Origin of the sequence: Pseudomonas citri (assembly GCF_025336485.1) — a bacterium.
Classification (GTDB): Bacteria; Pseudomonadota; Gammaproteobacteria; order Pseudomonadales; family Pseudomonadaceae; genus Aquipseudomonas; species Aquipseudomonas citri.
The window spans coordinates 24140-48134 of sequence record NZ_JAODAB010000026.1 but is presented as its reverse complement, the minus strand read 5'-3'; the positions used below and the strand labels follow the sequence as shown (position 1 = coordinate 48134).

The following is a 23995-nucleotide window of genomic DNA, read 5'->3' as shown; positions in this document are numbered from 1 at the left end:
CAAAAGTAAAAGGTTTAAATAAGAGGACGATAACAGCCTATGACCGGCTTTTCTCAGTGCCTTTCGTTTTGAATGATTCGCTCAAGAATGAAGCAAGAGCCTGTATTTTACGGGACCTGTTTTTTCTGGTCGGTATTAGCAGAAGAATCGGAGCTGTCTCGAACTCCCAGTCTGCCAGCACGCGAATCAGGCTACCCTGGGCAATAGAATCAACCACGTCCCATTGCGAACGCAGAACCAAACCAAGATCTTGTTCCGCCCATCTGCGCGCCACGCCACCATCATTGCTGACCATGCTCGGAAAGATTCGCAGAGACTTGCTTTCGCTTTCCCTGCGCAGGTGCCAGTACGTCGCGTGTTCGTCGTTCTCACGAATACAAATACACCGATGAGCCGCCATGTCCTCAGGCGCTATTGGGGTTCCGTTTTCTTTCAGATAGGACGGGCTGGCACACAACCATCGTTCATTGGATGCCAACACTTGAGCAGTCCATGAACTGTCGCTGATGGAGCCAATGTGAATGACCGCATCGCAATTGCTTCGATCTGGCCAAGGGGTTTCGCGCAGATCCAGCTCGACTCGTAGTTTAGGGTGGAGCTTAGCAAATCGTGCCAGCAAGGGAGCCAAGCGCAACCGCCCAAAGCCGAACGGGGCAGAGAGGCGGATCACTCCCTGAAGGCGCTCGTCGTCGGCCACCATGGAGTCAGATAGCTCTTCCAACGCCTGTAATAACCGACGGCCTTCCTCAGCCATGCGCTCTCCGTCCTCAGTCAACGCCAAGCGCCTGGAGTCTCGACTGGCGAGCTTCATACCCAACTCCGCTTCAAGTTTTCTCAGTCTCATCGAGAGGGCTGCCGTGGTCACCCTCATCTTTCGAGCGGCCTCGCTCAATGAGCCAGAAACGGAAATGGCCGTAACCAGTTCGAGATCGGAGAACGTAATCATTAAGTAGTTCTTAACATTTGTTTAAGTGATCGTTAACCAAAAATATACCGTACTGCGTAGAGTTGCAAACACACAGACACTCGCGAGATCTAGCTCATGACTTCCTCCATTGATTCCCTCGATACCCCCGTAGCACTGGTGGATGTAAGCCGTATGCAGCACAACATCCAACGCATGCAGAACCAGGCGGATCGCCTGGGCGTACGGCTACGGCCCCATGTAAAAACCACCAAATGCGAGCAGGTGGTAGCAGCGCAAGTAAAGGCTGGAGCCCAAGGAGTTACGGTTTCCACGCTCAAGGAAGCGCAAGCCTTTTTTGCCCAAGGCATCACAGACATTCTCTACGCCGTAGCAATGGCACCCACCAAGCTCAACCAAGCATTGGAACTGCGCCGCGCCGGTTGTTCCCTGACTATTGTCACTGACAGCGTTGCAGGCGCGAGAGCGATCACCGACTTTTGCCGCGCCCATGGCGAGCAGTTTGAGGTTTTCATCGAAGTCGACAGTGACCATCACCGCTCGGGTATTCGTAGTGACGACCCAGTGCTGATCGAGATCGCCAGAATCCTTCACGAAGGTGGCGCTATGCTCAAAGGTGTGATGACTCACGCCGGCGAAAGCTACAAGCTGAACACCCTTGAAGCGCTGCAGGAAATTGCGGAGATTGAGCGTTCAGAATGTGTAAAGGCTGCTGAGGTTATTCGGTCAGCGGGCTTGCCGTGCCAGGAAGTGAGTGTCGGCTCGACTCCCACCGCATTGTCCGCCGTTCACCTCGATGGCGTCACCGAACTCCGAGCTGGCGTGTACGTTTTCTTCGACTTGGTCATGCACAATGTCGGCGTATGCCAGTTGGACGAACTCGCCTTGACCGTCCTCACCACTGTAATCGGCCATCAGCCAGAGAAGGGCTGGATCATCACAGATTCCGGCTGGATGGCGATGAGTCGCGACCGCGGTACACAGTCCCAACAATGCGATTTCGGCTACGGCCTGGTTTGCGATGCAGAGGGCAAGCTCATCGACGGGCTTCAGTTACGTTCAGCCAACCAAGAACACGGTGTGGTGTCTTTCGAGGAAGGCCAAAAGGTAGAAATCGAGCAGCAGTTTCCTATTGGAACCCGGCTGCGCATTCTGCCCAACCATGCCTGCGCCACTGGTGCCCAATACCAAGCCTACGAGGCTATAGAGGGAAATGGGGAGATCAACCATTGGTCTCGTCTGAACGGATGGTGAGGATCAGTTGCACTGGCTGACGAGACCAGCGCCGCGAGATCCTGAGTCGGGTGAAGGCAGTGAGGCGACGACCGGGGCATACCTGACTGTCAGTCAGGTGCAGTCCATTCTGTGGGCTGCGGCACCATCATCGGCATCGCTGTTGCTGGTGACTTCGGTGCTTGTCACGCCGATTGTCACGAGGGGGAATGCCGCAAAGCCTTGTACGAGTTAGGCTGCAGCAGCGGTTGAAGCGCCCGTCTCTTTCCGGGAGAAAGAGACGGACGCAGGTTGGCGCAAGGAAATGGCCAAGCGGATAGGTTGCTGCAGGGCAGCTATGAAAGGGGATGAGTTGCCGCAGTGGGCACACTGGTAAAAGTAGGCATCCATCACATCGCTGTGACCGTGCGAGCCGCCAGACGCTAATCGCACTTTGGGAGAACCACCACGGTGTGGCGTAGCCTTAAAGGTTCTGGCTACCTGGGTTGCTGTCAACGACAGCACTTGCACGATCTTTTCTACGCTCGCCGATAGACAGGGTCAAGGCTCGATTTTTCGAGAATTCTGCGGCTGCGAATGGCATAAGCGGTCTATGGAAATCCGTGGTTTCCCAAAGACAGTGGTGTGGCTTTTGGATTTTTTAAGTGAGGTCCATCCAAGCAGGGCGGCTTTGCAGCCCTGCTTGGATGGACCCGCGTGGACAAGCGGATCACCAAGATATGAAGACCGAATGCTTACTCGGTTGCGCCACGTTTTGCTTTTAGTCGAGAGACGTTCGGACCCGTCTGATTGGCGAATTCGCGTGGGCTGAGATGCTCCTGTTGATTAGCCTCAAGGTAGCGACTCCACCAGTTCATGATCAGCCTTCGCTCCTCGATGAACTCGGCCTTGTGGATGTAAGCGGCGCGGACGTTGTTACGTTCCTTGTGGCTCATCTGCCGCTCGATGGCTGTGTCCGTCCACAAACCTGACTCGATCAGTGCGCTGCAGGCCATCGAACGAAACCCATGCCCACAGATTTCGGATTTGGTGTCGTACCCCATCTTCCGAAGCGCGCTGTTCACCGTGTTTTCGGACATTGGTTTCCAAGACTTGGTATCGCCTGCGAACACCAAGTCAAATTTGCCTGTGATTGCGTGGATCTGCTCGAGCAGGGCGATCGCTTGCGGCGATAAGGGTACAAGATGGATATCGCCTGCCATCTTCGTACCCCTTGTGGAAAAGGGTACGCCTTCCAACGCTGGTCGTGTGTCGGGTATTTCCCAGACGCCACGTTTGAGGTCGAACTCGCTCCAGCGGGCGAAGCGCAGCTCGCTGGAGCGGACAAACACGTGCAGCGACAGCAAGACCGTCAGCCGGGTAAGTGCGCGGCCTTTATAGGTATCGATCCGTTCCTGCAATTCAGGCAAGCGCGATAAGGATAAGGCGGGGCGGTGGACGACCCGCGAGGCTTTTATAGAGCCTACGAGGTCGTAAGCAGGGTTTACGGTGATAAGCCGGAGGCGCTTTGCCTCGCGCATGATGCTCTGGAGGTAGTTTTGTACCCTTAAAGCAATGTCTATTGTTCCGCGCTTCTTGATCGCGTCCAGGGGGCGCATAAGGTCGTGGGTATCAAGGTCGACAATGGCGCGGGCGCCGATCAGCGGGAAGAGGTGAGTTTTGAGGCGACTCATCACTGTCTTGGAATAGTCCGGTGCCCACTTGGCTGACATTTCCGTGTGCCAGCCGAGGGCAATGCTTTCAAAGGTACGGCCTTTGATCAGAGCGTCCGTCTTGGCTTGGTTCTTGGCTCCTATAAGGTCAATGCCATCCGCCAGCATTCGCTTGACCTCCAAGCGCTTGCGGCGCGCATCCGCGAGGCCAATGATGGGGTAGTTGCCGAATGAGGTCAGTCCTTCCCGTCCGTCAGGTTTGACGTAACGGAGCCGCCAGCCTTTACGGCCATTGGGTTGGACTAGAAGGTAAAGGCCGTCGCCGTCGAAAAGCTTGTAGGCGCGGTCTGTGGGCTTGGCCGAACGGCAAGCGGCGTCGGAGAGTGGAGCAGTAGTGCGCGACATAAGGGTACTCCCTTTTATCGAACTGACCTGTATCCCAAACTCTACCCTTAAAATGGCTGGTATCCACCGGAATCCGACAGAACGCCAAAACGAAAAAACCCGCCAGGAGGCGGGTTTTTCGGGGGTTCCAGAGATTTTGAAAGCCTTCTCTGGAACCTTGTCTGGCTCCACGACCTGGACTCGAACCAGGGACCCAGTGATTAACAGTCACTTGCTCTACCAACTGAGCTATCGCGGAATGGCGCGTATGTTACTGATTGGAAAAGAGAAGTCAAGCGTGAGTTGATGACGGGGCATTCTTGTATGCCGCAGGGAAGAGGCCCACCTCAAAAAAAATGGGAAGCTCGATGGCTTCCCATTTTTCATGGCGCAGCGTGTCAGATCACCTGAACGATTGCCTTGGTCACCGCTTCAATGTTGTTCTGGTTCAACGCCGCCACGCAGATGCGGCCGGTGTCCAGGGCATAGATGCCGAACTCGTTGCGCAGGCGCGTCACTTGTTCAACGGTCAGGCCGGAGTAGGAGAACATCCCGCTCTGGCGTGCGACGAAGCTGAAGTCATGGTGCGGAGCGGCCTTGGCCAGCATGTCGACCATCTGGTTGCGCATGCCGCGGATCCGCAGGCGCATTTCGGCCAGTTCGTCTTCCCACTGGGCGCGCAGCTCAGGGCTGTTGAGCACCGCGGCGACGATGCTGGCGCCGTGGGTCGGCGGGTTGGAGTAGTTGGTGCGGATCACGCGCTTGACCTGGGACAGCACGCGGGCGCTTTCTTCTTTCGACTCGCTGACGATCGACAGGGCACCCACGCGCTCGCCGTACAGGGAGAACGACTTGGAGAACGAGCTGGAGGCAAAGAAGGTCAGGCCCGATTCGGCGAACAGGCGCACGGCCGCTGCGTCTTCGTCGATGCCGGCGCCAAAGCCCTGGTAAGCCATGTCCAGGAACGGTACGTGGTTCTTGGCCTTGACCACGGCCAGTACGTTTTTCCAGTCCTCGGGGCTCAGGTCCACACCGGTCGGGTTGTGGCAGCAGGCGTGCAGCACAACGATCGAGCGGTCGGGCAGGGCGTTGAGGTCTTCCAGCAGGCCGGTACGGTTCACGTCGTGGGTGGCTGCGTCGTAGTAGCGGTAGTTCTGCACCGGGAAACCGGCGGTTTCGAACAGGGCGCGGTGGTTTTCCCAGCTTGGGTCGCTGATGGCCACGACGGCGTCAGGCAGCAGTTGCTTGAGGAAGTCGGCGCCGATCTTCAGTGCGCCGGTGCCGCCCACGGCCTGGGTGGTGATAACGCGGCCGGCGGCGATCAGCGGGGAGTCCTTGCCGAACAGCAGGGTCTGGACCGCCTGGTCGTAGGCGGCAATGCCGTCGATTGGCAGGTAACCACGGGAAACGTGCTGAGCCACGCGAATCGTCTCGGCTTCGACCACGGCGCGCAAAAGTGGAATGCGCCCCTCTTCATTGCAGTAAACACCTACGCCCAGGTTGACCTTATCGGTGCGGGTGTCGGCGTTGAATGCTTCGTTGAGGCCCAGGATGGGGTCGCGGGGTGCCAATTCGACAGCGGAAAACAGGCTCATTATTGCGCGGCTCTGAATGGAGTAGGGGGGGGACGTGTCGCGCTCCAGCCGGATGCACTAGAGCGGTGCACAAACGGGGAGCTAGTATAGAGGCCATCACGGAGCACTGCGACAGGCGATTCGGCTTTTGCGGTAAGTATTTTCGTTTTTTTCGACCGTTAGTCCCTTCGCCGCGTCAAAGTCTTCAAGGCGTGTAGGACGTTCGTCTTGAAAGCCAAGGCATTCACCTCCACATTGTCTGCATTCCAGCTTTTTCCTCGGGCGACATCCGTCGTTTCGGTCTTTCTCGTTCCTGTCGGCTGACCGACAAGGAGTGAACCCAGAGGTTATGTCATGTCTGAATTCCAGCTAGTTACCCGATTCAAGCCGGCAGGCGACCAGCCGGAAGCCATCCGTCTGATGGTCGAAGGCATCGAGGCCGGGCTGGCCCATCAGACCTTGCTCGGCGTGACCGGCTCGGGCAAGACCTTCAGCATCGCCAACGTGATTGCCCAGGTGCAGCGTCCGACCCTGGTGCTGGCGCCGAACAAGACCCTGGCGGCGCAGTTGTACGGTGAATTCAAGGCGTTTTTCCCCAATAACGCGGTGGAGTACTTCGTCTCTTATTACGACTACTACCAGCCCGAGGCCTATGTACCGTCGTCGGACACCTTCATCGAGAAGGACGCCTCGATCAACGATCACATCGAACAGATGCGGTTGTCGGCGACCAAGGCATTGCTCGAACGCAAGGACGCGATCATCGTCACCACGGTGTCGTGCATCTACGGCCTGGGCAGCCCGGAGACGTACCTGAAAATGGTGCTGCACGTCGATCGCGGCGACAAACTCGATCAGCGGGCACTGTTGCGACGCCTTGCGGACCTGCAATACACCCGCAACGACATGGATTTCGCCCGGGCGACGTTCCGTGTGCGCGGTGATGTGATCGACATCTACCCGGCGGAATCCGACCTGGAGGCGATCCGCATCGAGCTGTTCGATGACGAAGTCGAAAGCATTTCCGCGTTCGATCCGCTGACGGGCGAGGTGATCCGCAAGCTGCCGCGTTTCACCTTCTACCCCAAGAGTCACTACGTGACGCCGCGCGAAACCTTGCTCGACGCCATCGAGGGCATCAAGGCCGAGCTTCAGGAACGTCTGGAATACCTGCGCTCGAACAACAAGCTGGTGGAAGCCCAGCGCCTGGAGCAGCGCACCCGGTTCGACCTGGAGATGATCCTGGAGCTGGGCTACTGCAACGGTATCGAAAACTACTCGCGCTACCTGTCGGGCCGCCCGGCGGGTGCGCCGCCGCCGACCTTGTACGACTACCTGCCGGCCGACGCCTTGCTGGTGATCGACGAGTCCCACGTCAGCGTGCCCCAGGTCGGCGCCATGTACAAAGGCGACCGTTCGCGCAAGGAAACCCTGGTGGAATACGGTTTCCGCTTGCCTTCGGCGCTGGACAACCGGCCGATGCGCTTTGACGAATGGGAAAGCGTGAGCCCGCAGACCATCTTCGTCTCGGCCACGCCCGGCAACTACGAGGCCGAGCATGCCGGCCGTGTCGTCGAGCAGGTGGTGCGGCCGACCGGCCTGGTGGATCCGCAGGTCGAGGTGCGACCGGCGTTGACCCAGGTCGACGACTTGCTCTCGGAAATCAACAAGCGCGTGGCCCAGGAGGAGCGGGTGCTGGTCACCACGCTGACCAAGCGCATGGCCGAAGACCTCACCGATTACCTGGCCGATCATGGCGTACGGGTGCGTTACCTGCACTCGGACATCGACACCGTGGAGCGGGTCGAGATCATCCGCGACCTGCGCCTGGGCACCTTCGACGTGTTGGTGGGCATCAACCTGCTGCGCGAAGGCCTGGACATGCCGGAAGTCTCCCTGGTGGCGATCCTCGATGCCGACAAGGAAGGTTTCCTGCGTTCCGAGCGTTCGCTGATCCAGACCATTGGTCGCGCCGCACGTAACCTCAATGGCCGGGCGATTCTCTATGCCGATCAGATGACCGGCTCCATGGAGCGGGCCATCGGCGAGACCGAGCGCCGTCGTGATAAGCAGATCGCCTTCAACCTGGCCAACGGCATCACGCCCAAAGGCGTGTTCAAGGACGTCGCCGATATCATGGAAGGTGCCACCGTGCCTGGCTCGCGCAGTAAAAAGCGCAAGGGCATGGCCAAGGCCGCCGAAGAAAGCGCCCGCTACGAAGCCGAACTGCGTTCGCCCAGCGAGATCACCAAGCGCATCCGCCAGTTGGAAGAGAAAATGTACCAACTGGCCCGGGACCTGGAGTTCGAAGCGGCGGCGCAGTTGCGCGACGAGATTGGCAAGTTGCGGGAGCGGTTGCTGACGGTCTGAGGTTTTGTGCTGAGGCTATGGCCCTCAATCGCGATTGAGGGCCGGCCCGGTCTGCCGGGGCCACACAAATCCCGCTCTCACTGGAGCCCGCCCGCCATCGCCTGTTACCATTCGCCCCCTGTTCGATCTTCGCTTTTATCTTCTTTCCGAGACATGCCATGACCACCGTCCGTACCCGCATCGCGCCTTCGCCCACTGGCGATCCCCATGTCGGCACCGCTTACATCGCTCTGTTCAACTATTGCTTTGCCAAGCAGCATGGCGGCGAGTTCATCCTGCGGATCGAAGACACTGATCAGTTGCGTTCGACCCGTGAGTCCGAGCAGCAGATTTTCGACGCCCTGCGCTGGCTGGGGATCGACTGGAGCGAAGGTCCGGACGTCGGCGGCCCGCACGGTCCGTACCGCCAGAGCGAGCGCGGCGATATCTACAAGCAGTATTGCCAGCAGTTGGTGGACCTGGGTCACGCCTTCCCGTGCTTCTGCACCGCCGAAGAACTGGACCAGATGCGCGCCGAGCAGATGGCCCGTGGCGAAACCCCACGCTACGACGGCCGTGCGTTGCTGCTGTCCAAGGAAGAGGTGGCCCGTCGCCTGGCGGCCGGCGAACCCCATGTGATCCGCATGAAAGTGCCGACCGAAGGCGTCTGCGTGGTGCCGGACATGCTGCGTGGCGACGTCGAGATCCCGTGGGATCGCATGGACATGCAAGTGCTGATGAAGACCGACGGCCTGCCGACGTACTTCCTGGCAAACGTGGTCGACGATCACCTGATGGGCATCACCCACGTGTTGCGCGGTGAAGAATGGCTGCCATCGGCGCCGAAATTGATCCTGCTCTACGAATACTTCGGCTGGGAGCAACCGCAGCTGTGCTACATGCCGCTGCTGCGTAACCCGGACAAGAGCAAGCTGTCCAAGCGCAAGAACCCGACCTCGGTGACCTTCTACGAGCGCATGGGCTTCATGCCCGAGGCCATGCTCAACTACCTGGGGCGCATGGGCTGGTCGATGCCGGACGAACGCGAGAAGTTCTCGCTGCAGGAAATGGTCGAGCATTTCGATCTGTCGCGGGTTTCCCTGGGGGGGCCGATCTTCGACATCGAGAAGCTGTCCTGGCTCAACGGCCAATGGCTGCGTGACCTGCCGGTGCAAGAGTTCGCCGCCCGGGTGCAGAAGTGGGCCTTGAACCCTGAGTACATGATGAAGATCGCCCCCCATGTGCAGGGCAGGGTGGAGACCTTCAGCCAGATCGCCCCATTGGCCGGTTTCTTCTTTGCCGGTGGCGTGACGCCGGATGCGAAGTTGTTCGAGTCCAAGAAGCTCTCTGGCGATCAGGTGCGCCAGTTGATGCAATTGATCCTGTGGAAGCTCGAGAGCTTGCGTCAGTGGGAAAAGGACAGCATCACCGCGACCATCCAGGCTGTGGTCGAATCCTTGGAACTGAAGCTGCGTGACGCCATGCCGTTGATGTTCGCCGCGATCACTGGCCAGGCCAGCTCGGTATCGGTGCTCGACGCGATGGAAATCCTCGGGCCGGACTTGACCCGTTTCCGTCTGCGGCAAGCCATCGATCTGCTCGGTGGCGTGTCGAAGAAGGAAAACAAGGAGTGGGAAAAACTGCTGGGCGCGATCGCTTAAGCGGTCGATGAGGCAGGGCACACCCCGGTTTTCCGGGGTTTGTCGGTAAGTGGTTGTTATCCCGGCAAAAAATTTTCAAATTTGTTGAAAATAAATTTGACAGCCCTCCGATACGCCCTTAAGATTCGCCCCGTCCTCAGCGATGAGGGGCTATAGCTCAGCTGGGAGAGCGCTTGCATGGCATGCAAGAGGTCGACGGTTCGATCCCGTCTAGCTCCACCAATTTGCAGTTCAAGGTCTGGCCACACCGGCCTTGAATCGATCAGTTCTCAGTGCTGATCAAGTCAGAAGGTTTGCGTCCCCTTCGTCTAGTGGCCTAGGACACCGCCCTTTCACGGCGGTAACAGGGGTTCGAGTCCCCTAGGGGACGCCAGTTTTACAGAAGTGATGTTGCAAGATGTCACTCCGCCGCGAGGCGAAAAATCCGGGGCTATAGCTCAGCTGGGAGAGCGCTTGCATGGCATGCAAGAGGTCGACGGTTCGATCCCGTCTAGCTCCACCAATTTGCAGTTCAAGGTCTGGCCACACCGGCCTTGAATCGATCAGTTCTCAGCTCTGATCAAGTCAGAAGGTTTGTGTCCCCTTCGTCTAGTGGCCTAGGACACCGCCCTTTCACGGCGGTAACAGGGGTTCGAGTCCCCTAGGGGACGCCACGATTACCCGCTATGCGGGATTTTTAAGGGTCATTCAATCATTGAATGGCCCTTTTGTTTTTCTGGCGTTCTGCCAATTCTCTTATTCCTCGAAAACCATTGGCTGACCAGCGGCTCGATTTTCCGCTTGCAGAAAATTATTATATGAATAATATTTCAATCGTAATATTTGGAGGCGACGATGAGCGATAAAAAGGCACAAACCCGCGAGCGCATTCTCAAGGCTGCCAGCGCCGCGTTGATCCAGCGTGGGCCAGCCGAACCCAGCGTGGGCGAAGTGATGGGCGCGGCCGGGCTGACCGTGGGGGGCTTCTATGCCCACTTCGAAAGCAAGGACGCCCTGATGCTCGAAGCGTTCAAGCAATTGCTCAGCCAGCGTCGCGGCTTGATTGCCGACATGGATTGCACGCTGACCGGCGAAGAGCGCCGCGCCCTGGTGTCCGCATTCTACCTGTCGCGCAAACATCGCGACTCCATTGAACAAGCCTGTCCGATCCCGGCGTCGGTGGGAGAGTTCGGGCGGCTGCCGGACGAATTTCGTGAGGCGCTCAACGAACACATAGAACTGTTGGTCGCGCAGTTGGCGGCCAGCCCGGAAGATGCCGACAAAGCCTTGGCCGACATCGCATTGATGGTCGGCGGCCTGGCCCTGGCGCGGGCGCTGGGCCCGGGGGAGTTGTCGGATCGTTTGCTGCGCGCCGCCAAGTCAGCGGTGCGTTGAGCTTGAGTGCAAGCCCTGGAGACAGATAATGAACAGGCTTAGCTGGATTCGTGGTGTCAATGGCACGCTGGGTCGGGTCGCTCCGGACCTGGTGGCGAAGAAAATGCGGACACTGTTCATGCGTCCCCGGAGCTTGCCGCCACGCGACTGGGAGCTGCCATTGCTGGCGACGTCTGAGCGCATCACCTTGCGTTTTGGCCTCTCGGTCTTGCGCTGGGGGCAAGGGCCTGCGGTGCTGCTGATGCATGGCTGGGAAGGGCGGCCGACCCAGTTCGCGGCACTGATCACCGCGCTGGTCGACGCCGGCTACACGGTGGTGGCGCTGGACGGTCCGGCCCACGGTCGCTCCCCGGGTCGTGAGGCGAATGTGCTGCTGTTCGCCAGGGCCATGCTTGAAGCGGCGGCTGAACTGCCACCGCTGCAAGCGGTAATCGGCCATTCCATGGGCGGTGCCAGTGCGATGCTCGCGGTCCAGTTGGGCTTGCGTACCGAGACGCTGGTCAGCATCGCCGCCCCGGCGCGCATCCTGGGCGTGCTGCGCGGTTTCGCCCGGTTCATGGGGTTGCCGCCCCGGGCGCGTTCGGCGTTCATTCGCCAGGTTGAGCGCGATGTGGGCATGCAGGCCGCGAAGATGGATGTCGCCCATTACCAACTGGACGTGCCCGGGCTGATCGTTCATGCCGAGGACGACACCTTCGTTTCGGTCAAGGAGTCGCAATTGATTCACGAGGCCTGGTTCGACAGTCGCCTGCTGCGGTTGCCGCAAGGTGGGCACCAGCGGGTCCTGGCCGATCCGCAGGTGATCGACGGCGTGCTGTCCCTGCTGGCCGGGCGCAGCCTGCAGGCGCGGCAATCCGCTTGAGCCGTGGGCGCGAGGCTTGCCCGCGATGGCGGCGAGGCGTGGATCCGTTACACTGCCCCGATTCACATTCGACCGGGAGAGGGGCATGGGCTGGGATCGGGAAACGCCGTTCATCATTGATCTTCAAGTAAACGCCGAAGACATCGACGGACTGGGTCATGCCAATAACGCGGTATATGTGACCTGGCTCGAACGCTGCGCCTGGCGCCATTCCCAGCGCCTGGGGCTGGATCTGGTGGAATACCGCCGCCTCGACCGGGCCATGGCGGTCGTGCGCCACGAAATCGATTACCTGTCGGCCGCCTACGAAGGCGACGAGCTGCAACTGGCGACCTGGATTGTCGACTGGGACCAGCGATTGAAAATGACCCGGCATTTCCAACTGATCCGCCCCAGCGACAACACCACCTTATTGCGGGCCCAGACCACCTTCGTCTGTATCGAACTGTCCACCGGCCGGCCCAAGCGCATGCCGCCGGAATTCATCGAAGGCTACGGTCCGGCGCTGAAACCCTCTGGCATTTTTGTAGACTGACTCACTGCCATCGCGAGCGAGCTTTGCCCACGGGTCGGTGAATGGCCGATGGCATGGGCAAAATCCGGTAAACTGCCGCACGTTTTTTTAGTTGAGTGTGTTTTTCCATGCAAATTGCCTTGGCACCCATGGAGGGGTTGGTCGATAACATCCTGCGGGATGTCCTGACCCGGGTCGGTGGTATCGACTGGTGCGTGACCGAGTTCATCCGCGTCAATGACCGCCTGCTCACACCTGCCTATTTCCACAAGCTGGCCCCAGAGCTGTTGACCGGTGCCCGGACGGCTACCGGCGTGCCGCTGCGGGTGCAGTTGCTGGGGTCCGATCCGGTGTGCCTGGCGGAAAATGCCGCGTTGGCCTGTGAGTTGGGCTCGGAGGTCATCGACCTGAACTTCGGCTGCCCGGCCAAGACCGTGAACAAGTCCCGGGGCGGGGCGGTGTTGCTCAAGGAACCGGAGTTGCTCAACGAGATCGTCGAGCACGTGCGCCGTGCGGTGCCGAAACACATCCCGGTCACCGCCAAGATGCGCTTGGGTTTCGACAGCCCGGACGGTGCGCTGGTGTGTGCCACGGCCCTGGCCGAAGGGGGCGCGGCGCACATCGTGGTGCATGCGCGGACCAAGGTCGACGGTTACAAACCACCGGCCCATTGGGAGTGGATTCCAAGGGTTCAGGAGGTGGTGAAGGTGCCGGTGTTCGCCAATGGCGATATCTGGAGCGTGGAGGACTGGCGCCGTTGCCGCGAGATCAGCGGGGTCGAGGACATCATGCTCGGTCGCGGTCTGGTGTCGCGTCCTGACCTGGCCCGGCAGATCGCCGCCGCCCGGGCCGGCGAGGAGGTGGTCGAGATGAGTTGGGCCGAGTTGCAGTCGATGCTCCAGGACTTCTGGGTGCAGGTGGTCGAGCAACTGACGCCGCGCCAGGCACCCGGTCGCTTGAAGCAGTGGCTGGCGATGCTGACCCGCAATTACCCCGAGGCGGTGGCGTTGTTTACGGCGTTGCGCCGCGAAACCGACCTGGACGCGGTGGGGCATTTGCTGGGAGTGCAGCGCACCGAAGCGGCCTGAAAAAAATTTCAAAAAAAGCTCTTGAAAAGTATTGGGCGGACCCTAGATAGGGGTTACGCGATGCCGAATTCGGGTCGCGGAGACAAAAAACCTTGCTGAACTTTTCAGGAGATTTGAATCATGAGTACTGCATTTTCGCTGGCCCCTCTGTTCCGTTCCTCGGTAGGCTTCGACCGTTTCAACGACCTGTTCGAAACCGCCCTGCGTAACGAACCAGGCAGCAGCTATCCACCCTACAACGTGGAAAAATACGGTGATGACCAATACCGCATCGTGGTCGCCGCCGCCGGGTTCCGGGAAGAAGACCTGGACCTGCAGGTAGAAAAAGGCGTGTTGACCATCAGCGGTGGCAAGCGCGAAGCCAGTAACGACAGCGTCACTTACTTGCACCAGGGCATCGCCCAGCGTGCCTTCAAGCTGTCCTTCCGATTGGCGGATCATATCGAGATCAAGTCCGCCGGCCTGAGCAACGGTCTGTTGAGCATCGACCTGTTGCGGGTGATCCCGGAAGAGGCGAAAGCCAAGCGCATCCCGATCAATGGGGCGCAACCTGCGCTGCAAAACTGATGCATCGCAACTGAAGAAGGGCGCCTAAATGGCGCCCTTCTTCATGTCTGGGGCTGTATCACGGCAACAACCGCTCAAACGCCTCCAACGGCAACGGCCGGCTGTGCAGGTAACCCTGGTACAGATGGCAGTCCAGGCCTTGCAGGAATTGCAATTGCTCCAGGGTTTCCACGCCTTCGGCGATCATTTCCAGGTTGAGGCTATGGGCCATGGCGACGATGGCTCGGATGATTTCGGCGTCGTTGGGGTCGCTGGTGGCATCGCGTACGAATGACTGATCGATTTTCAGCGTGTCCACGGGCAGACGCTTAAGGTAGGTCAGCGACGAATAACCGGTGCCGAAGTCGTCCATGGCGAAACTCACCCCGAGTTTCTTGAGGCGGCGCATCTTGCCGATGGTGTCGTCCAGGTTCTGGATCACGATGCCTTCGGTGATTTCCAGCTTGAGCATGGTGCTGGGCAAGCCGTGGGTGGCGAGGCTGCTTTCGATGCGTTCGACGAAGTCGCTCTGGCGGAACTGCCGCGGGCTGATGTTCACGCACAGGCTGAATCGCCGGGGATCGACCTTGCCCTTGGCAATCAGTTGCTTGAAGCCGTCGCAGGCTTCGTCGAGGATCCAGGTCCCGACTTCCAGGATCAGCCCGCTCTCTTCCAGTACCTTGATGAATTCGTTGGGCGATTGCGCCCCCAGTTCCGGGTGATGCCAGCGCACCAAGGCTTCGGCGCCGATGATGCGGTTGTCGCGGGCGTCGACCTGCGGCTGGAAGTGCAGGCTGAATTCGCCACGGGCCAAGGCCTGGCGAAGATCGCTTTCCATGCGCAGCCGTTCGCTGGCGGCTTTTTGCATGGAGGCATGGAACATTTGCGAGGTGTTGCGTCCTGAATCCTTGGCGCGATACAGCGCGATATCGGCGCGCTTGAGCAGGTCGGTGGGCGTGGCGCCGTGGTCGGGGATCAGCGCGATGCCGATGCTCGGCGTCACCTGCAACCGCTGGCCGTCGAGGAACATCGGCTCGGAAAGGAGTTCGCGCACGGTGTCGGCCAGGCGCTGCACTTGCTCGCTGACCTCGCTGCGGGAGCCTTCCAGGCCGCTGAGCAACACCACGAACTCGTCGCCGCCCAGCCGCGCGACGGTGTCTTCCAAGCGCACGCTGGCCTCCAGGCGCGCGGTGATGATTTTCAGCACCGTATCGCCCACCGGGTGGCCGAGGGAGTCATTGATGTGCTTGAAGTGATCCAGGTCGAGAAACAGCAGGGCGCCACGCAGGTTGTGGCGCTTGAGCAGGGCAATCTGTTGGCTCAACCGATCCAGCAACAGGGCCCGGTTGGGCAGGTTGGTCAAGGGGTCGTGGTAGGCCAGGTGGCGGATCTGCGCTTCGGCGTTGCGCAGCAGGCTGACATCCCGGGCCGTCAGCAACAGGCAGGCCGTTTCGTTGAGCGTGATGGGTTCGACCGACACCTCCACTGTGAGGATTTCCCCACGTTTGTTGCGCCCGAGCATTTCCTGGTGATGCACCCGGCCCTTGAGTTGCAGTTCGGCCAACAGCGCCGCGCGCTGCTTTTCTTCCGCCCAGATGCCCACTTCGTAGACGGTGTGGCCGATCACTTCGTCGGCGCGGTAGCCGGTCAGGCGACAGAAGCCATCGTTGACCTCGAGGTAGCGGCCGCTTTCGCACTCGGTGATGGTGATGGCGTCGGGGCTGGAGTGAAACGCCTTGGCGAATTTCTCCTCGCTGGCCTTGAGGGCGGCTTCGGAGCGTTGTTGCTGGGTGATGTCGCGCAGGGTGGTCACGATGCAGGGCTGGTTGCCGACGTTGATCTGCCGGCTGGAGATCACGCAGGTCAGTAGATGGCCATCCTTGTGGTGGACGACGATGGCGACATTGCTCAGGGATTGTTCGCGGATCACCCGTTCGATGCGTTGCAGGCTGCTGCCCGAGGCCTCCCACAGACCGATTTCGTCGGCGGTGAGGCCGATCACGTCGCTCGCCGCCCAACCGAAGGTTTGCGTGAAGCTGGAATTGATTTCGAGGAAGCGGCCCGAGTCCTGCTGGGTCACGCAGATCGGGTCGGGACTGACCTGGAACAACGTGGCGAACTTCTCTTCCGAGGCCGCCAGGCTCTGTTCGCGTTCAACCTGGTCGGTGATGTCCAGCAAGGTGCCGGCCATGCGCAAGGGATTACCGTCGTCGTCGCGATAGAGGCGAGCGCGGCTTTCCAGATAGCGGGAGCTGCCGTCGGGCAATTGTACGCGGTAGGTCAGTTGATAATTGCCCGCCGGGCCTTCGCGCAAGCTGCGGTAGGCGTTGCGCATGTTGTTGCGTTCTTCGGTGGGGACGCCATCGAAAAACGCATCGAACGATTCGTGGAACGGCTTGGGCTCCAGGCCATGAAGTTGCGCGGCACGGGCCGAGCCGTAGAGCATGCCGCTGGGAATGTGCCAGTCCCAGGTGCCCAGTTGCGCCGAGTCCAGGGCCAGGTCCAAACGTTCCTGACTGTCCTTGAGGGCTTGTTCGGCCAGTTTGCGCTCGGTGGTGTCGAGGAAGGTGCTCAGCAGGTAGGGCTGGCCTTCGATTTCGACTTTCTGCGAGCTGAGAAGGCCCGTGTGGATCTGGCCGTTGCTGGCCCTGAACTCCGCCTCCATGTTCACCAGTTCGCCCTTGGCTTTGGTTGCCTCCACCAGTTTCGCTCGCTGCCCGGGGTCGACCCACAGGCCCAGTTCCAGGGTGGTGCGGCCGATCACATCGTGCAGTGGCCAGCCGAACAGGCTTTCGAAATACTGGTTGGCCTCGCTGATCATCCCATCCTCCTGACGGGTCAACAGCACCATGTTCGGGCTGAGATGGAACAGCGTGGCAAAGCGTTTTTCCGAGCTGCGCAACGCCTGTTCCCGTTCGCGCTGGTGGGTGATTTCGCGGATGACCCCGATCATGCGCGGACGGCCATGCTTGTCGGGTTGTACGCTGCCGCTGATCTCCAGCCAGTGCAGGCTGCCGTCCGGCCAGACGATGCGATGGTGCATTGCCTGTTCCAGCGGCGCGCCGATCACGGCGGCATGGAAGGCACGTATCGCCTTGGCCCGGTCTTCGGGCAGCAACAGGTCCAGGTAGTCGACATCCGCTGGCAGCGGCTGGCGCGGGTCGAAGCCGAACAACGCCTGGGTGCCACGGGACCAACTGATTCGCCCGGTGTCGATGTCCCACGACCAGGCGCCCAGCCGCGCACCGTTCAGCGCGGCCAGCAACTGCGGCGCACTGTCCCAGCTTTGCTCGGAGCGCTTGGGATCAAGCGCCTGGATACGCGGCAGGGGCGGGAGAGGGTCGGCGGGTTTGGGCATTATCTGGCGGGCCTTGAGCAGGTTTGGGCGTTAGGCACAGGGGTGGCGGCTCTATAGGATTAGCACAACTTATGCCGTTTTCCCTGGCAGATCGATTTGCGCATCCAAGAGGGCCATGAAAGCCCGTGCGGCGTTCGACAGCGTCCGTTCGGTGTGCAGGATATAGCCTAGCTGGCGACTCAGTTGTATGCCCGGCAAAGGGATGCGTGCGACCTGCTCATCGAGCATGGTGCGCGGCAAGACGCTCCAGGCCAGGCCGATGGAGACCATCATTTTTATGGTTTCCAGATAATTCGTGCTCATGGCGATGTTCGGCGTCAGGCCCTGGGCCTCGAACAGGCGGCGGACGATGTGGTGGGTAAAGGTGTTGCCACCGGGGAACACCGCCGGGTGCAAGGCGATGTCCGCCAGGCTCACCGCGTCCCTCTCCAGCAAGGCGTGCTCCGGTGCGACCACGAAATCCAAGGGGTCGTCCCACACCGGTGTGGCGCGCATCAGCGCATGGGGTTCGGGGGCGAGGGTGATGACCGCCAGTTCGGCCCGGCCGTAGAGGATCTCTTCGTAGGCCACTTCCGAATCGAGGAACTGAATATCCAGCGCGACCTGTGGGTAGCGTCGGGTGAATTCCCTCAAGAGCGGCGGCAGGCGATGCAAGCCGATGTGATGGCTGGTGGCGAGCGTGAGGCGTCCGCTCACTTCGCCGGTCAGGTTGGTCAGCGCACGACGGGTGTCGTCCAGCACGTTGAGGATCTGATAGGCCCGCGGCAGCAGGGCCCGGCCGGCTTCGGTCAGGCCCACTTCGCGGCCCAGCCGGTCGAACAGGCGCACCTTGAGCTGCTGTTCCAGCCCGGCAATCCGCTTGCTGATGGCCGGCTGGGTCAGGTGCAGGTGCTCGCCGGCAGCGGAGAAACTGCCCGTCTCGGCGATGGCGATAAAAGCGTTGAGGTTGGCGAGGTCCATGTCCGTCCTGGTCGAATTCCAACTGGTTATGCAAAGTATAAAAAATATGAATTTGAGTTATTCAATGTAACCCCATAGCATCAGCCTCACAAGCCAAAGGGTTATTGAAACGCTCAAGACCCGGGGCATAGAAACAAGCTGATGAGGAACCGTCTGATGGCCGGCAAAACGCTCTACGACAAGCTCTGGGATTCGCATTTGGTCAAGCAGCGCGACGATGGCTCGGCGCTGATCTACATCGATCGTCACATCATCCACGAAGTGACCTCGCCGCAAGCCTTCGAAGGCCTGCGCCTGGCCGGCCGCAAGCCGTGGCGCATCGATGCCAACATCGCGACCCCGGACCACAACGTACCGACCACGCCGGAGCGCAAGGGCGGCATCGACGCCATTGTCGACCAGGTCTCGCGCTTGCAGGTCCAGACCCTCGATGACAACTGTGACGAATACGGCATCGTCGAATTCAAGATGAACGATGTGCGCCAGGGCATCGTCCACGTCATCGGCCCGGAGCAGGGCGCGACCTTGCCCGGCATGACCGTGGTCTGCGGTGACTCGCACACCTCGACCCACGGCGCTTTCGGTGCCTTGGCCCATGGCATCGGCACCTCCGAGGTCGAGCACGTACTCGCCACCCAGTGCCTGGTCGCCAAGAAAATGAAGAACATGCTGGTACGCGTCGAGGGCACGTTGCCGTTCGGCGTGACCGCCAAGGACATCGTCCTCGCGGTGATCGGCAAGATCGGTACCGCTGGCGGCAACGGCCATGCCATCGAGTTCGCCGGCAGCGCGATCCGCGACTTGTCCGTGGAAGGCCGCATGACCATCTGCAACATGTCCATCGAGGCCGGCGCCCGCGTTGGCCTGGTGGCGGCCGATGAAAAAACTGTGGAATACGTCAAGGGTCGTCCGTTCTCGCCAAAAGGCGCGGAATGGGACGTGGCGGTCGAGGCCTGGAAAGACCTGGTCTCCGATGCCGATGCCAAGTTCGACACCGTGGTCGAGCTCGACGCAACGCAGATCAAGCCGCAAGTCAGCTGGGGCACTTCGCCTGAGATGGTGTTGGCGGTGGACCAGAACGTACCGGATCCGGCCAAGGAAATGGACCTGGTCAAGCGCGACTCCATCGTCCGCGCCTTGAAATACATGGGCTTGAGCGCCAACCAGGCGATCACCGACATCCAGCTCGACCGCGTGTTTATCGGTTCCTGCACCAACTCGCGGATCGAAGACCTGCGCGCTGCAGCAGTGATCGCCAAGGGTCGCAAGGTTGCCTCGACCATCAAGCAGGCCATCGTGGTGCCGGGCTCGGGCCTGGTGAAGGCCCAGGCGGAAGCGGAAGGCCTGGACAAGATTTTCCTCGAAGCCGGTTTCGAATGGCGTGAGCCCGGCTGCTCGATGTGCCTGGCGATGAACCCGGACCGTTTGGAGTCGGGCGAGCATTGCGCGTCCACCTCCAACCGTAACTTCGAAGGCCGCCAGGGCGCCGGTGGTCGTACCCACCTGGTGAGCCCGGCCATGGCCGCGGCGGCGGCTGTCAACGGCCGTTTCGTCGACGTCCGCGAATTGATCTGAAGGAGCGCAGCATGAAAGCTTTTACCCAGCACACCGGTCTTGTCGCGCCTTTGGATCGTGCCAACGTCGACACCGACCAGATCATTCCCAAGCAGTTCTTGAAGTCCATCAAGCGCACCGGTTTCGGCCCGAACCTGTTCGATGAGTGGCGCTACCTGGATGTCGGCCAGCCGTACCAGGACAACTCCAAGCGGCCGCTGAACAAGGATTTCGTGCTCAACGCCGAGCGTTACCAAGGCGCCAGCGTGCTGCTGGCCCGCGAGAACTTTGGCTGCGGCTCGAGCCGTGAGCACGCGCCATGGGCCCTGGAAGAGTACGGTTTCCGCAGCATCATCGCGCCGAGCTATGCCGACATCTTCTTCAACAACAGCTTCAAGAACGGCTTGCTCCCGATCATCCTCAGCGACTCCCAAGTCGATGAACTGTTCCAGCAGGTCGAGGCGAACCCGGGTTATCAGTTGCAGATCGACCTGGCCGCCCAGACCGTAACCCGTCCCGACGGCAAGGTGCTGAGTTTCGAGATCGACGCGTTCCGCAAGCATTGCCTGCTCAACGGCCTGGACGACATCGGCCTGACCTTGCAGGACAGCGACGCGATCGCGGCGTTCGAAGCCAAGCATCGGGCGAGTCAGCCCTGGTTGTTTCGCGATGCTTGATTTTCTGTAGGGCATAGCGACGCCATCGTCGGATCGCTGCCCGGAGCAGGCCAGAACAGAGACCATAAGGCTAAACCCCAAAAAAGGAAGTCCCCATGACCAGCACCGCCCACAGTCAGGTTGTACAAAAGCAATTCGGTGAACAGGCCGCGGCCTACCTGAGCAGTGCCGTGCACGCCCAGGGTGCCGAATTCGCATTGCTACAGGCTGCGCTGGCCGGTCGGGGCGATGCCCGCGTGCTGGACCTGGGGTGCGGCGCCGGCCATGTGAGCTTCCACGTGGCGCCGTTGGCCGCTGAAGTGGTGGCCTATGACCTGTCCCAGCAGATGCTTGACGTGGTGGCTGCGGCGGCTGCGGAGCGTGGCCTGGGCAATATCGCCACGGTGCGCGGTGCCGCCGAGCGCCTGCCATTCGCCGACGGTGAGTTCGACTTCGTGTTCAGTCGCTATTCGGCGCATCATTGGAGCGACCTGGGCCTGGCATTGCGGGAAGTGCGCCGCGTGCTCAAGCCGGGCGGGGTGGTGGCGTTCATCGACATCCTGTCGCCGGGCATGCCCTTGCTGGACACTTACCTGCAAAGCATCGAAGTACTGCGCGACACCAGCCATGTGCGCGATTATTCGGCCTGCGAGTGGTTGCGCCAGGTCAGTGACGCGGGATTGCACACCCGCAGCACTTCGCGCCAGCGCCTGCGCCTGGAATACCGCTCCTGGGTCGAGCGCATGCGCACCCCCGAGGTGATGCGCGCGGCCATCCTTGAGCTGCAGCGTTCGATGGGCGATGAAGTGCGTGAATATTTTGAAATTGAGGCCGATGGTTCGTTCAGTACAGATGTACTGGTGCTGTGGGCCGAGCGATAACACTATTTTCCGGCCCGCCCGGAGGCACCCAGCCTGGGGCGCGCTGACAGAGCAAACGAGGAAAGCATGAGCAAGCAGATTCTGATTCTCCCTGGCGATGGCATTGGCCCGGAAATCATGGCCGAGGCGGTCAAGGTGCTGGAACTGGCCAACGACAAGTACGGCCTGGGTTTCGAACTCAGCCACGACGTCATCGGTGGCGCGGCCATCGACAAGCACGGCGTGCCCCTGGCCGACGAGACCCTGGACCGTGCCCGTGCGGCCGATGCCGTGCTGCTGGGCGCCGTCGGTGGTCCGAAATGGGACAAGATCGAGCGTGACATCCGCCCCGAGCGCGGCCTGTTGAAGATCCGTGCGCAACTGGGCCTGTTCGGCAACCTGCGTCCGGCGATCCTCTACCCGCAACTGGCCGACGCTTCGAGCCTGAAGCCGGAAATCGTCTCGGGCCTGGACATCCTCATCGTCCGCGAGCTGACCGGTGGTATCTACTTCGGCGCCCCGCGTGGCACCCGTGAGCTGGATAATGGCGAACGCCAGTCCTATGACACCCTGCCATACAGCGAAAGCGAAATCCGCCGCATCGCCCGGGTCGGTTTCGACATGGCCCGTGTGCGTGGCAAGAAACTGTGTTCGGTGGACAAGGCCAATGTGCTGGCCTCCAGCCAACTGTGGCGTGAAGTGGTCGAGCAGGTGGCCAAGGATTACCCGGACGTCGAGCTGAGCCACATGTACGTCGACAACGCCGCCATGCAACTGGTGCGCGCGCCGAAGCAGTTCGATGTGATCGTCACCGACAACATGTTCGGCGACATCCTGTCCGACGAAGCGTCGATGCTCACCGGTTCCATCGGCATGCTGCCGTCGGCCTCCCTGGACGCCAACAACAAGGGCATGTACGAGCCTTGCCACGGTTCGGCGCCGGACATCGCCGGGCAGGGCATTGCCAACCCGTTGGCGACGATTTTGTCGGTGTCGATGATGTTGCGTTACAGCTTCAACCTCAATGAGCCGGCCGATGCAATCGAGAAGGCCGTCAGTGTGGTGTTGGACCAGGGCTTGCGCACGGGTGATATCTGGTCGGCAGGTTGTACCAAAGTCGGTACGCAGCAAATGGGCGATGCAGTAGTCGCGGCGCTGCGGAATCTGTAATCTTTCGGGCCCACTGCTTCGACGGTGGCCCACTTTTGTAAAGGTGTAGTTGCGATGAAACGTGTAGGTCTGATCGGTTGGCGCGGTATGGTCGGTTCCGTGCTCATGCAGCGAATGCTGGAAGAGCAGGATTTCGATCTCATTGAACCGGTGTTTTTCACCACTTCCAATGTCGGTGGCCAGGGCCCGTCCGTGGGCAAGGACACCGGTGCGCTCAAGGATGCCTACAGCATTGAAGAGCTCAAGACCCTCGACGTGATCCTGACCTGCCAGGGCGGCGACTACACCAGCGAAGTCTTCCCCAAGCTGCGTGAAGCCGGTTGGCAGGGCTACTGGATCGATGCCGCTTCCAGCCTGCGCATGCAGGATGACGCGGTGATCATCCTCGATCCGGTGAACCGCAAGGTCATCGACCAGCAACTGGATGCCGGTACCAAGAACTACATCGGCGGCAACTGCACCGTCAGCCTGATGCTGATGGGCCTGGGTGGCCTGTTCGAGGCTGGCCTGGTGGAATGGATGAGTGCCATGACCTACCAGGCGGCTTCCGGTGCCGGTGCGCAGAACATGCGTGAGCTGATCCGGCAGATGGGCGCGACCCACGCCGCTGTCGCCGATGACCTGGCCAACCCGGCCAGCGCCATCCTCGACATCGACCGCAAGGTTGCCGAGGCGATGCGCAGCGATGCCTACCCGACCGAGAACTTCGGCGTGCCACTGGCTGGCAGCCTGATCCCCTGGATCGACAAGGAACTGCCTAACGGCCAGAGCCGTGAAGAGTGGAAGGCTCAGGCCGAAACCAACAAGATCCTGGGCCGTTTCAAGAGCCCGATCCCGGTGGACGGCATCTGCGTGCGCATCGGCGCCATGCGTTGCCACAGCCAGGCGCTGACCATCAAGCTGAACAAGGACGTGCCGATCGCCGACATCGAAGGGCTGATCAGCCAGCACAACCCTTGGGTCAAGCTGGTGCCGAACAACCGCGAGACGAGCATGCAGGAGCTGAGCCCGACCAAGGTCACCGGCACCCTGAACGTGCCGGTGGGGCGCCTGCGCAAGCTGAACATGGGTTCGCAATTCGTCGGCGCCTTCACCGTCGGCGACCAGTTGCTGTGGGGCGCGGCCGAACCGCTGCGTCGCATGCTGCGGATCCTGCTCGAGCGTTGATCGGCTGATGTTGTAGAAGAACCCGCGCCTTGTGAGAGGTGCGGGTTTTTTTATGGGGGCACTTCACTATGTGGGAGCAAGCTCCCTCGCCACATAAGGTTGCTGTCT

At 60.6% G+C, this 23995-nt stretch carries 18 protein-coding genes and 5 tRNA genes; 17 read left to right on the top strand and 6 right to left on the bottom strand.

Annotated features, from left to right (window positions below; genetic code table 11):
- Positions 1–37: 37 nt before the first annotated feature.
- Positions 38–946 carry a LysR family transcriptional regulator gene (locus tag N4Q37_RS22835; RefSeq protein WP_260961912.1) on the bottom strand — a complete coding sequence of 303 codons (909 nt, stop codon included), beginning with the start codon at positions 944–946 and terminating at the stop codon, positions 38–40.
- Positions 947–1042: 96 nt separating this feature from the next.
- On the opposite strand from N4Q37_RS22835, the gene N4Q37_RS22830 reads away from it, so the two are divergent.
- Positions 1043–2179, top strand: a complete 1137-nt coding sequence (locus tag N4Q37_RS22830) for a DSD1 family PLP-dependent enzyme (RefSeq protein ID WP_260961910.1) — start codon at positions 1043–1045, stop codon at positions 2177–2179.
- Positions 2180–2892: 713 nt separating this feature from the next.
- Here N4Q37_RS22830 and N4Q37_RS22825 read toward each other — a convergent pair.
- The 3 genes from N4Q37_RS22825 to N4Q37_RS22815 all read right to left on the bottom strand — a co-directional run bounded on the left by N4Q37_RS22825 (position 2893) and on the right by N4Q37_RS22815 (position 5789).
- Positions 2893–4215, bottom strand: a complete 1323-nt coding sequence (locus tag N4Q37_RS22825) for a tyrosine-type recombinase/integrase (RefSeq protein ID WP_260961909.1) — start codon at positions 4213–4215, stop codon at positions 2893–2895.
- A 162-nt stretch (positions 4216–4377) separates the two neighbouring features.
- Positions 4378–4453, bottom strand: a tRNA-Asn gene (locus N4Q37_RS22820).
- A gap of 139 nt (positions 4454–4592) precedes the next feature.
- The gene (locus N4Q37_RS22815) at positions 4593–5789 is read right to left on the bottom strand and encodes an amino acid aminotransferase (RefSeq protein ID WP_260961908.1); all 1197 of its coding nucleotides are present in this window, start codon (positions 5787–5789) and stop codon (positions 4593–4595) included.
- Between the two features lie 333 nt (positions 5790–6122).
- Here N4Q37_RS22815 and uvrB point away from each other — a divergent pair, with 333 nt between their 5' ends.
- The 11 genes from uvrB (at position 6123) to N4Q37_RS22760 (ending at position 14183) form a co-directional block, all read left to right on the top strand.
- Positions 6123–8138, top strand: a complete 2016-nt coding sequence (uvrB, locus tag N4Q37_RS22810) for an excinuclease ABC subunit UvrB (RefSeq protein ID WP_260961907.1) — start codon at positions 6123–6125, stop codon at positions 8136–8138.
- A gap of 158 nt (positions 8139–8296) precedes the next feature.
- Positions 8297–9778, top strand: a complete 1482-nt coding sequence (gltX, locus tag N4Q37_RS22805) for a glutamate--tRNA ligase (RefSeq protein ID WP_260961906.1) — start codon at positions 8297–8299, stop codon at positions 9776–9778.
- Positions 9779–9924: 146 nt separating this feature from the next.
- Positions 9925–10000 (top strand) — tRNA-Ala (locus N4Q37_RS22800).
- Positions 10001–10075: 75 nt separating this feature from the next.
- Positions 10076–10151: transfer RNA gene (locus N4Q37_RS22795), tRNA-Glu, on the top strand.
- Between the two features lie 53 nt (positions 10152–10204).
- Positions 10205–10280: transfer RNA gene (locus N4Q37_RS22790), tRNA-Ala, on the top strand.
- 75 nt (positions 10281–10355) lie between these two features.
- Positions 10356–10431: transfer RNA gene (locus N4Q37_RS22785), tRNA-Glu, on the top strand.
- Positions 10432–10612: 181 nt separating this feature from the next.
- On the top strand, positions 10613–11152 hold the full coding sequence (locus N4Q37_RS22780) for a TetR/AcrR family transcriptional regulator (RefSeq protein WP_260961905.1): 540 nt from the start codon (positions 10613–10615) through the stop codon (positions 11150–11152).
- A 28-nt stretch (positions 11153–11180) separates the two neighbouring features.
- Positions 11181–12014, top strand: a complete 834-nt coding sequence (locus N4Q37_RS22775) for an alpha/beta fold hydrolase (protein WP_260961904.1) — start codon at positions 11181–11183, stop codon at positions 12012–12014.
- 85 nt (positions 12015–12099) lie between these two features.
- Entirely contained in the window at positions 12100–12549 is a 450-nt protein-coding gene (locus N4Q37_RS22770; RefSeq protein WP_260961903.1) for an acyl-CoA thioesterase, read from the top strand.
- Between the two features lie 107 nt (positions 12550–12656).
- Positions 12657–13616, top strand: a complete 960-nt coding sequence (locus N4Q37_RS22765) for a tRNA dihydrouridine synthase (RefSeq protein WP_260961902.1) — start codon at positions 12657–12659, stop codon at positions 13614–13616.
- Between the two features lie 120 nt (positions 13617–13736).
- Complete coding sequence (locus N4Q37_RS22760; protein WP_260961901.1) at positions 13737–14183, top strand: Hsp20 family protein; 447 nt, start codon at positions 13737–13739, stop codon at positions 14181–14183.
- Positions 14184–14241: 58 nt separating this feature from the next.
- On the opposite strand, the gene N4Q37_RS22755 is transcribed toward N4Q37_RS22760, so the two are convergent.
- Both N4Q37_RS22755 and N4Q37_RS22750 read right to left on the bottom strand, forming a co-directional pair.
- The gene (locus tag N4Q37_RS22755; protein ID WP_260961900.1) at positions 14242–17520 is read right to left on the bottom strand and encodes an EAL domain-containing protein; all 3279 of its coding nucleotides are present in this window, start codon (positions 17518–17520) and stop codon (positions 14242–14244) included.
- Positions 17521–17589: 69 nt separating this feature from the next.
- Entirely contained in the window at positions 17590–18480 is an 891-nt protein-coding gene (locus N4Q37_RS22750) for a LysR family transcriptional regulator (RefSeq protein ID WP_260961899.1), read from the bottom strand.
- Between the two features lie 156 nt (positions 18481–18636).
- Here N4Q37_RS22750 and leuC point away from each other — a divergent pair, with 156 nt between their 5' ends.
- The 5 genes from leuC to asd all read left to right on the top strand — a co-directional run bounded on the left by leuC (position 18637) and on the right by asd (position 23887).
- Positions 18637–20055: a 3-isopropylmalate dehydratase large subunit gene (leuC, locus tag N4Q37_RS22745; RefSeq protein ID WP_260961898.1), complete on the top strand. Its 1419-nt coding sequence runs from the start codon at positions 18637–18639 to the stop codon at positions 20053–20055.
- A gap of 11 nt (positions 20056–20066) precedes the next feature.
- Positions 20067–20711, top strand: coding sequence for a 3-isopropylmalate dehydratase small subunit (leuD, locus tag N4Q37_RS22740; RefSeq protein ID WP_260961897.1), 645 nt, complete (start codon positions 20067–20069; stop codon positions 20709–20711).
- Positions 20712–20806: 95 nt separating this feature from the next.
- Positions 20807–21571, top strand: coding sequence for a class I SAM-dependent methyltransferase (locus tag N4Q37_RS22735; RefSeq protein ID WP_260961896.1), 765 nt, complete (start codon positions 20807–20809; stop codon positions 21569–21571).
- A 66-nt stretch (positions 21572–21637) separates the two neighbouring features.
- A complete protein-coding gene (leuB, locus tag N4Q37_RS22730) occupies positions 21638–22720 on the top strand; it encodes a 3-isopropylmalate dehydrogenase (RefSeq protein WP_260961895.1) in 1083 nt (360 codons plus the stop codon).
- A 54-nt stretch (positions 22721–22774) separates the two neighbouring features.
- On the top strand, positions 22775–23887 hold the full coding sequence (asd, locus tag N4Q37_RS22725) for an aspartate-semialdehyde dehydrogenase (RefSeq protein ID WP_260961894.1): 1113 nt from the start codon (positions 22775–22777) through the stop codon (positions 23885–23887).
- Positions 23888–23995 lie beyond the last annotated feature (108 nt).

Bases quoted from the DNA above. Each gene is read 5' to 3' on its own strand.
- N4Q37_RS22835 (WP_260961912.1), bottom strand. From the start codon at position 946: ATGATTACGTTCTCCGATCTCGAACTGGTTACGGCCATTTCCGTTTCT.
- N4Q37_RS22830 (WP_260961910.1), top strand. From the start codon at position 1,043: ATGACTTCCTCCATTGATTCCCTCGATACCCCCGTAGCACTGGTGGAT.
- N4Q37_RS22825 (WP_260961909.1), bottom strand. From the start codon at position 4,215: ATGTCGCGCACTACTGCTCCACTCTCCGACGCCGCTTGCCGTTCGGCC.
- N4Q37_RS22815 (WP_260961908.1), bottom strand. From the start codon at position 5,789: ATGAGCCTGTTTTCCGCTGTCGAATTGGCACCCCGCGACCCCATCCTG.
- uvrB (WP_260961907.1), top strand. From the start codon at position 6,123: ATGTCTGAATTCCAGCTAGTTACCCGATTCAAGCCGGCAGGCGACCAG.
- gltX (WP_260961906.1), top strand. From the start codon at position 8,297: ATGACCACCGTCCGTACCCGCATCGCGCCTTCGCCCACTGGCGATCCC.
- N4Q37_RS22780 (WP_260961905.1), top strand. From the start codon at position 10,613: ATGAGCGATAAAAAGGCACAAACCCGCGAGCGCATTCTCAAGGCTGCC.
- N4Q37_RS22775 (WP_260961904.1), top strand. From the start codon at position 11,181: ATGAACAGGCTTAGCTGGATTCGTGGTGTCAATGGCACGCTGGGTCGG.
- N4Q37_RS22770 (WP_260961903.1), top strand. From the start codon at position 12,100: ATGGGCTGGGATCGGGAAACGCCGTTCATCATTGATCTTCAAGTAAAC.
- N4Q37_RS22765 (WP_260961902.1), top strand. From the start codon at position 12,657: ATGCAAATTGCCTTGGCACCCATGGAGGGGTTGGTCGATAACATCCTG.
- N4Q37_RS22760 (WP_260961901.1), top strand. From the start codon at position 13,737: ATGAGTACTGCATTTTCGCTGGCCCCTCTGTTCCGTTCCTCGGTAGGC.
- N4Q37_RS22755 (WP_260961900.1), bottom strand. From the start codon at position 17,520: ATGCCCAAACCCGCCGACCCTCTCCCGCCCCTGCCGCGTATCCAGGCG.
- N4Q37_RS22750 (WP_260961899.1), bottom strand. From the start codon at position 18,480: ATGGACCTCGCCAACCTCAACGCTTTTATCGCCATCGCCGAGACGGGC.
- leuC (WP_260961898.1), top strand. From the start codon at position 18,637: ATGGCCGGCAAAACGCTCTACGACAAGCTCTGGGATTCGCATTTGGTC.
- leuD (WP_260961897.1), top strand. From the start codon at position 20,067: ATGAAAGCTTTTACCCAGCACACCGGTCTTGTCGCGCCTTTGGATCGT.
- N4Q37_RS22735 (WP_260961896.1), top strand. From the start codon at position 20,807: ATGACCAGCACCGCCCACAGTCAGGTTGTACAAAAGCAATTCGGTGAA.
- leuB (WP_260961895.1), top strand. From the start codon at position 21,638: ATGAGCAAGCAGATTCTGATTCTCCCTGGCGATGGCATTGGCCCGGAA.
- asd (WP_260961894.1), top strand. From the start codon at position 22,775: ATGAAACGTGTAGGTCTGATCGGTTGGCGCGGTATGGTCGGTTCCGTG.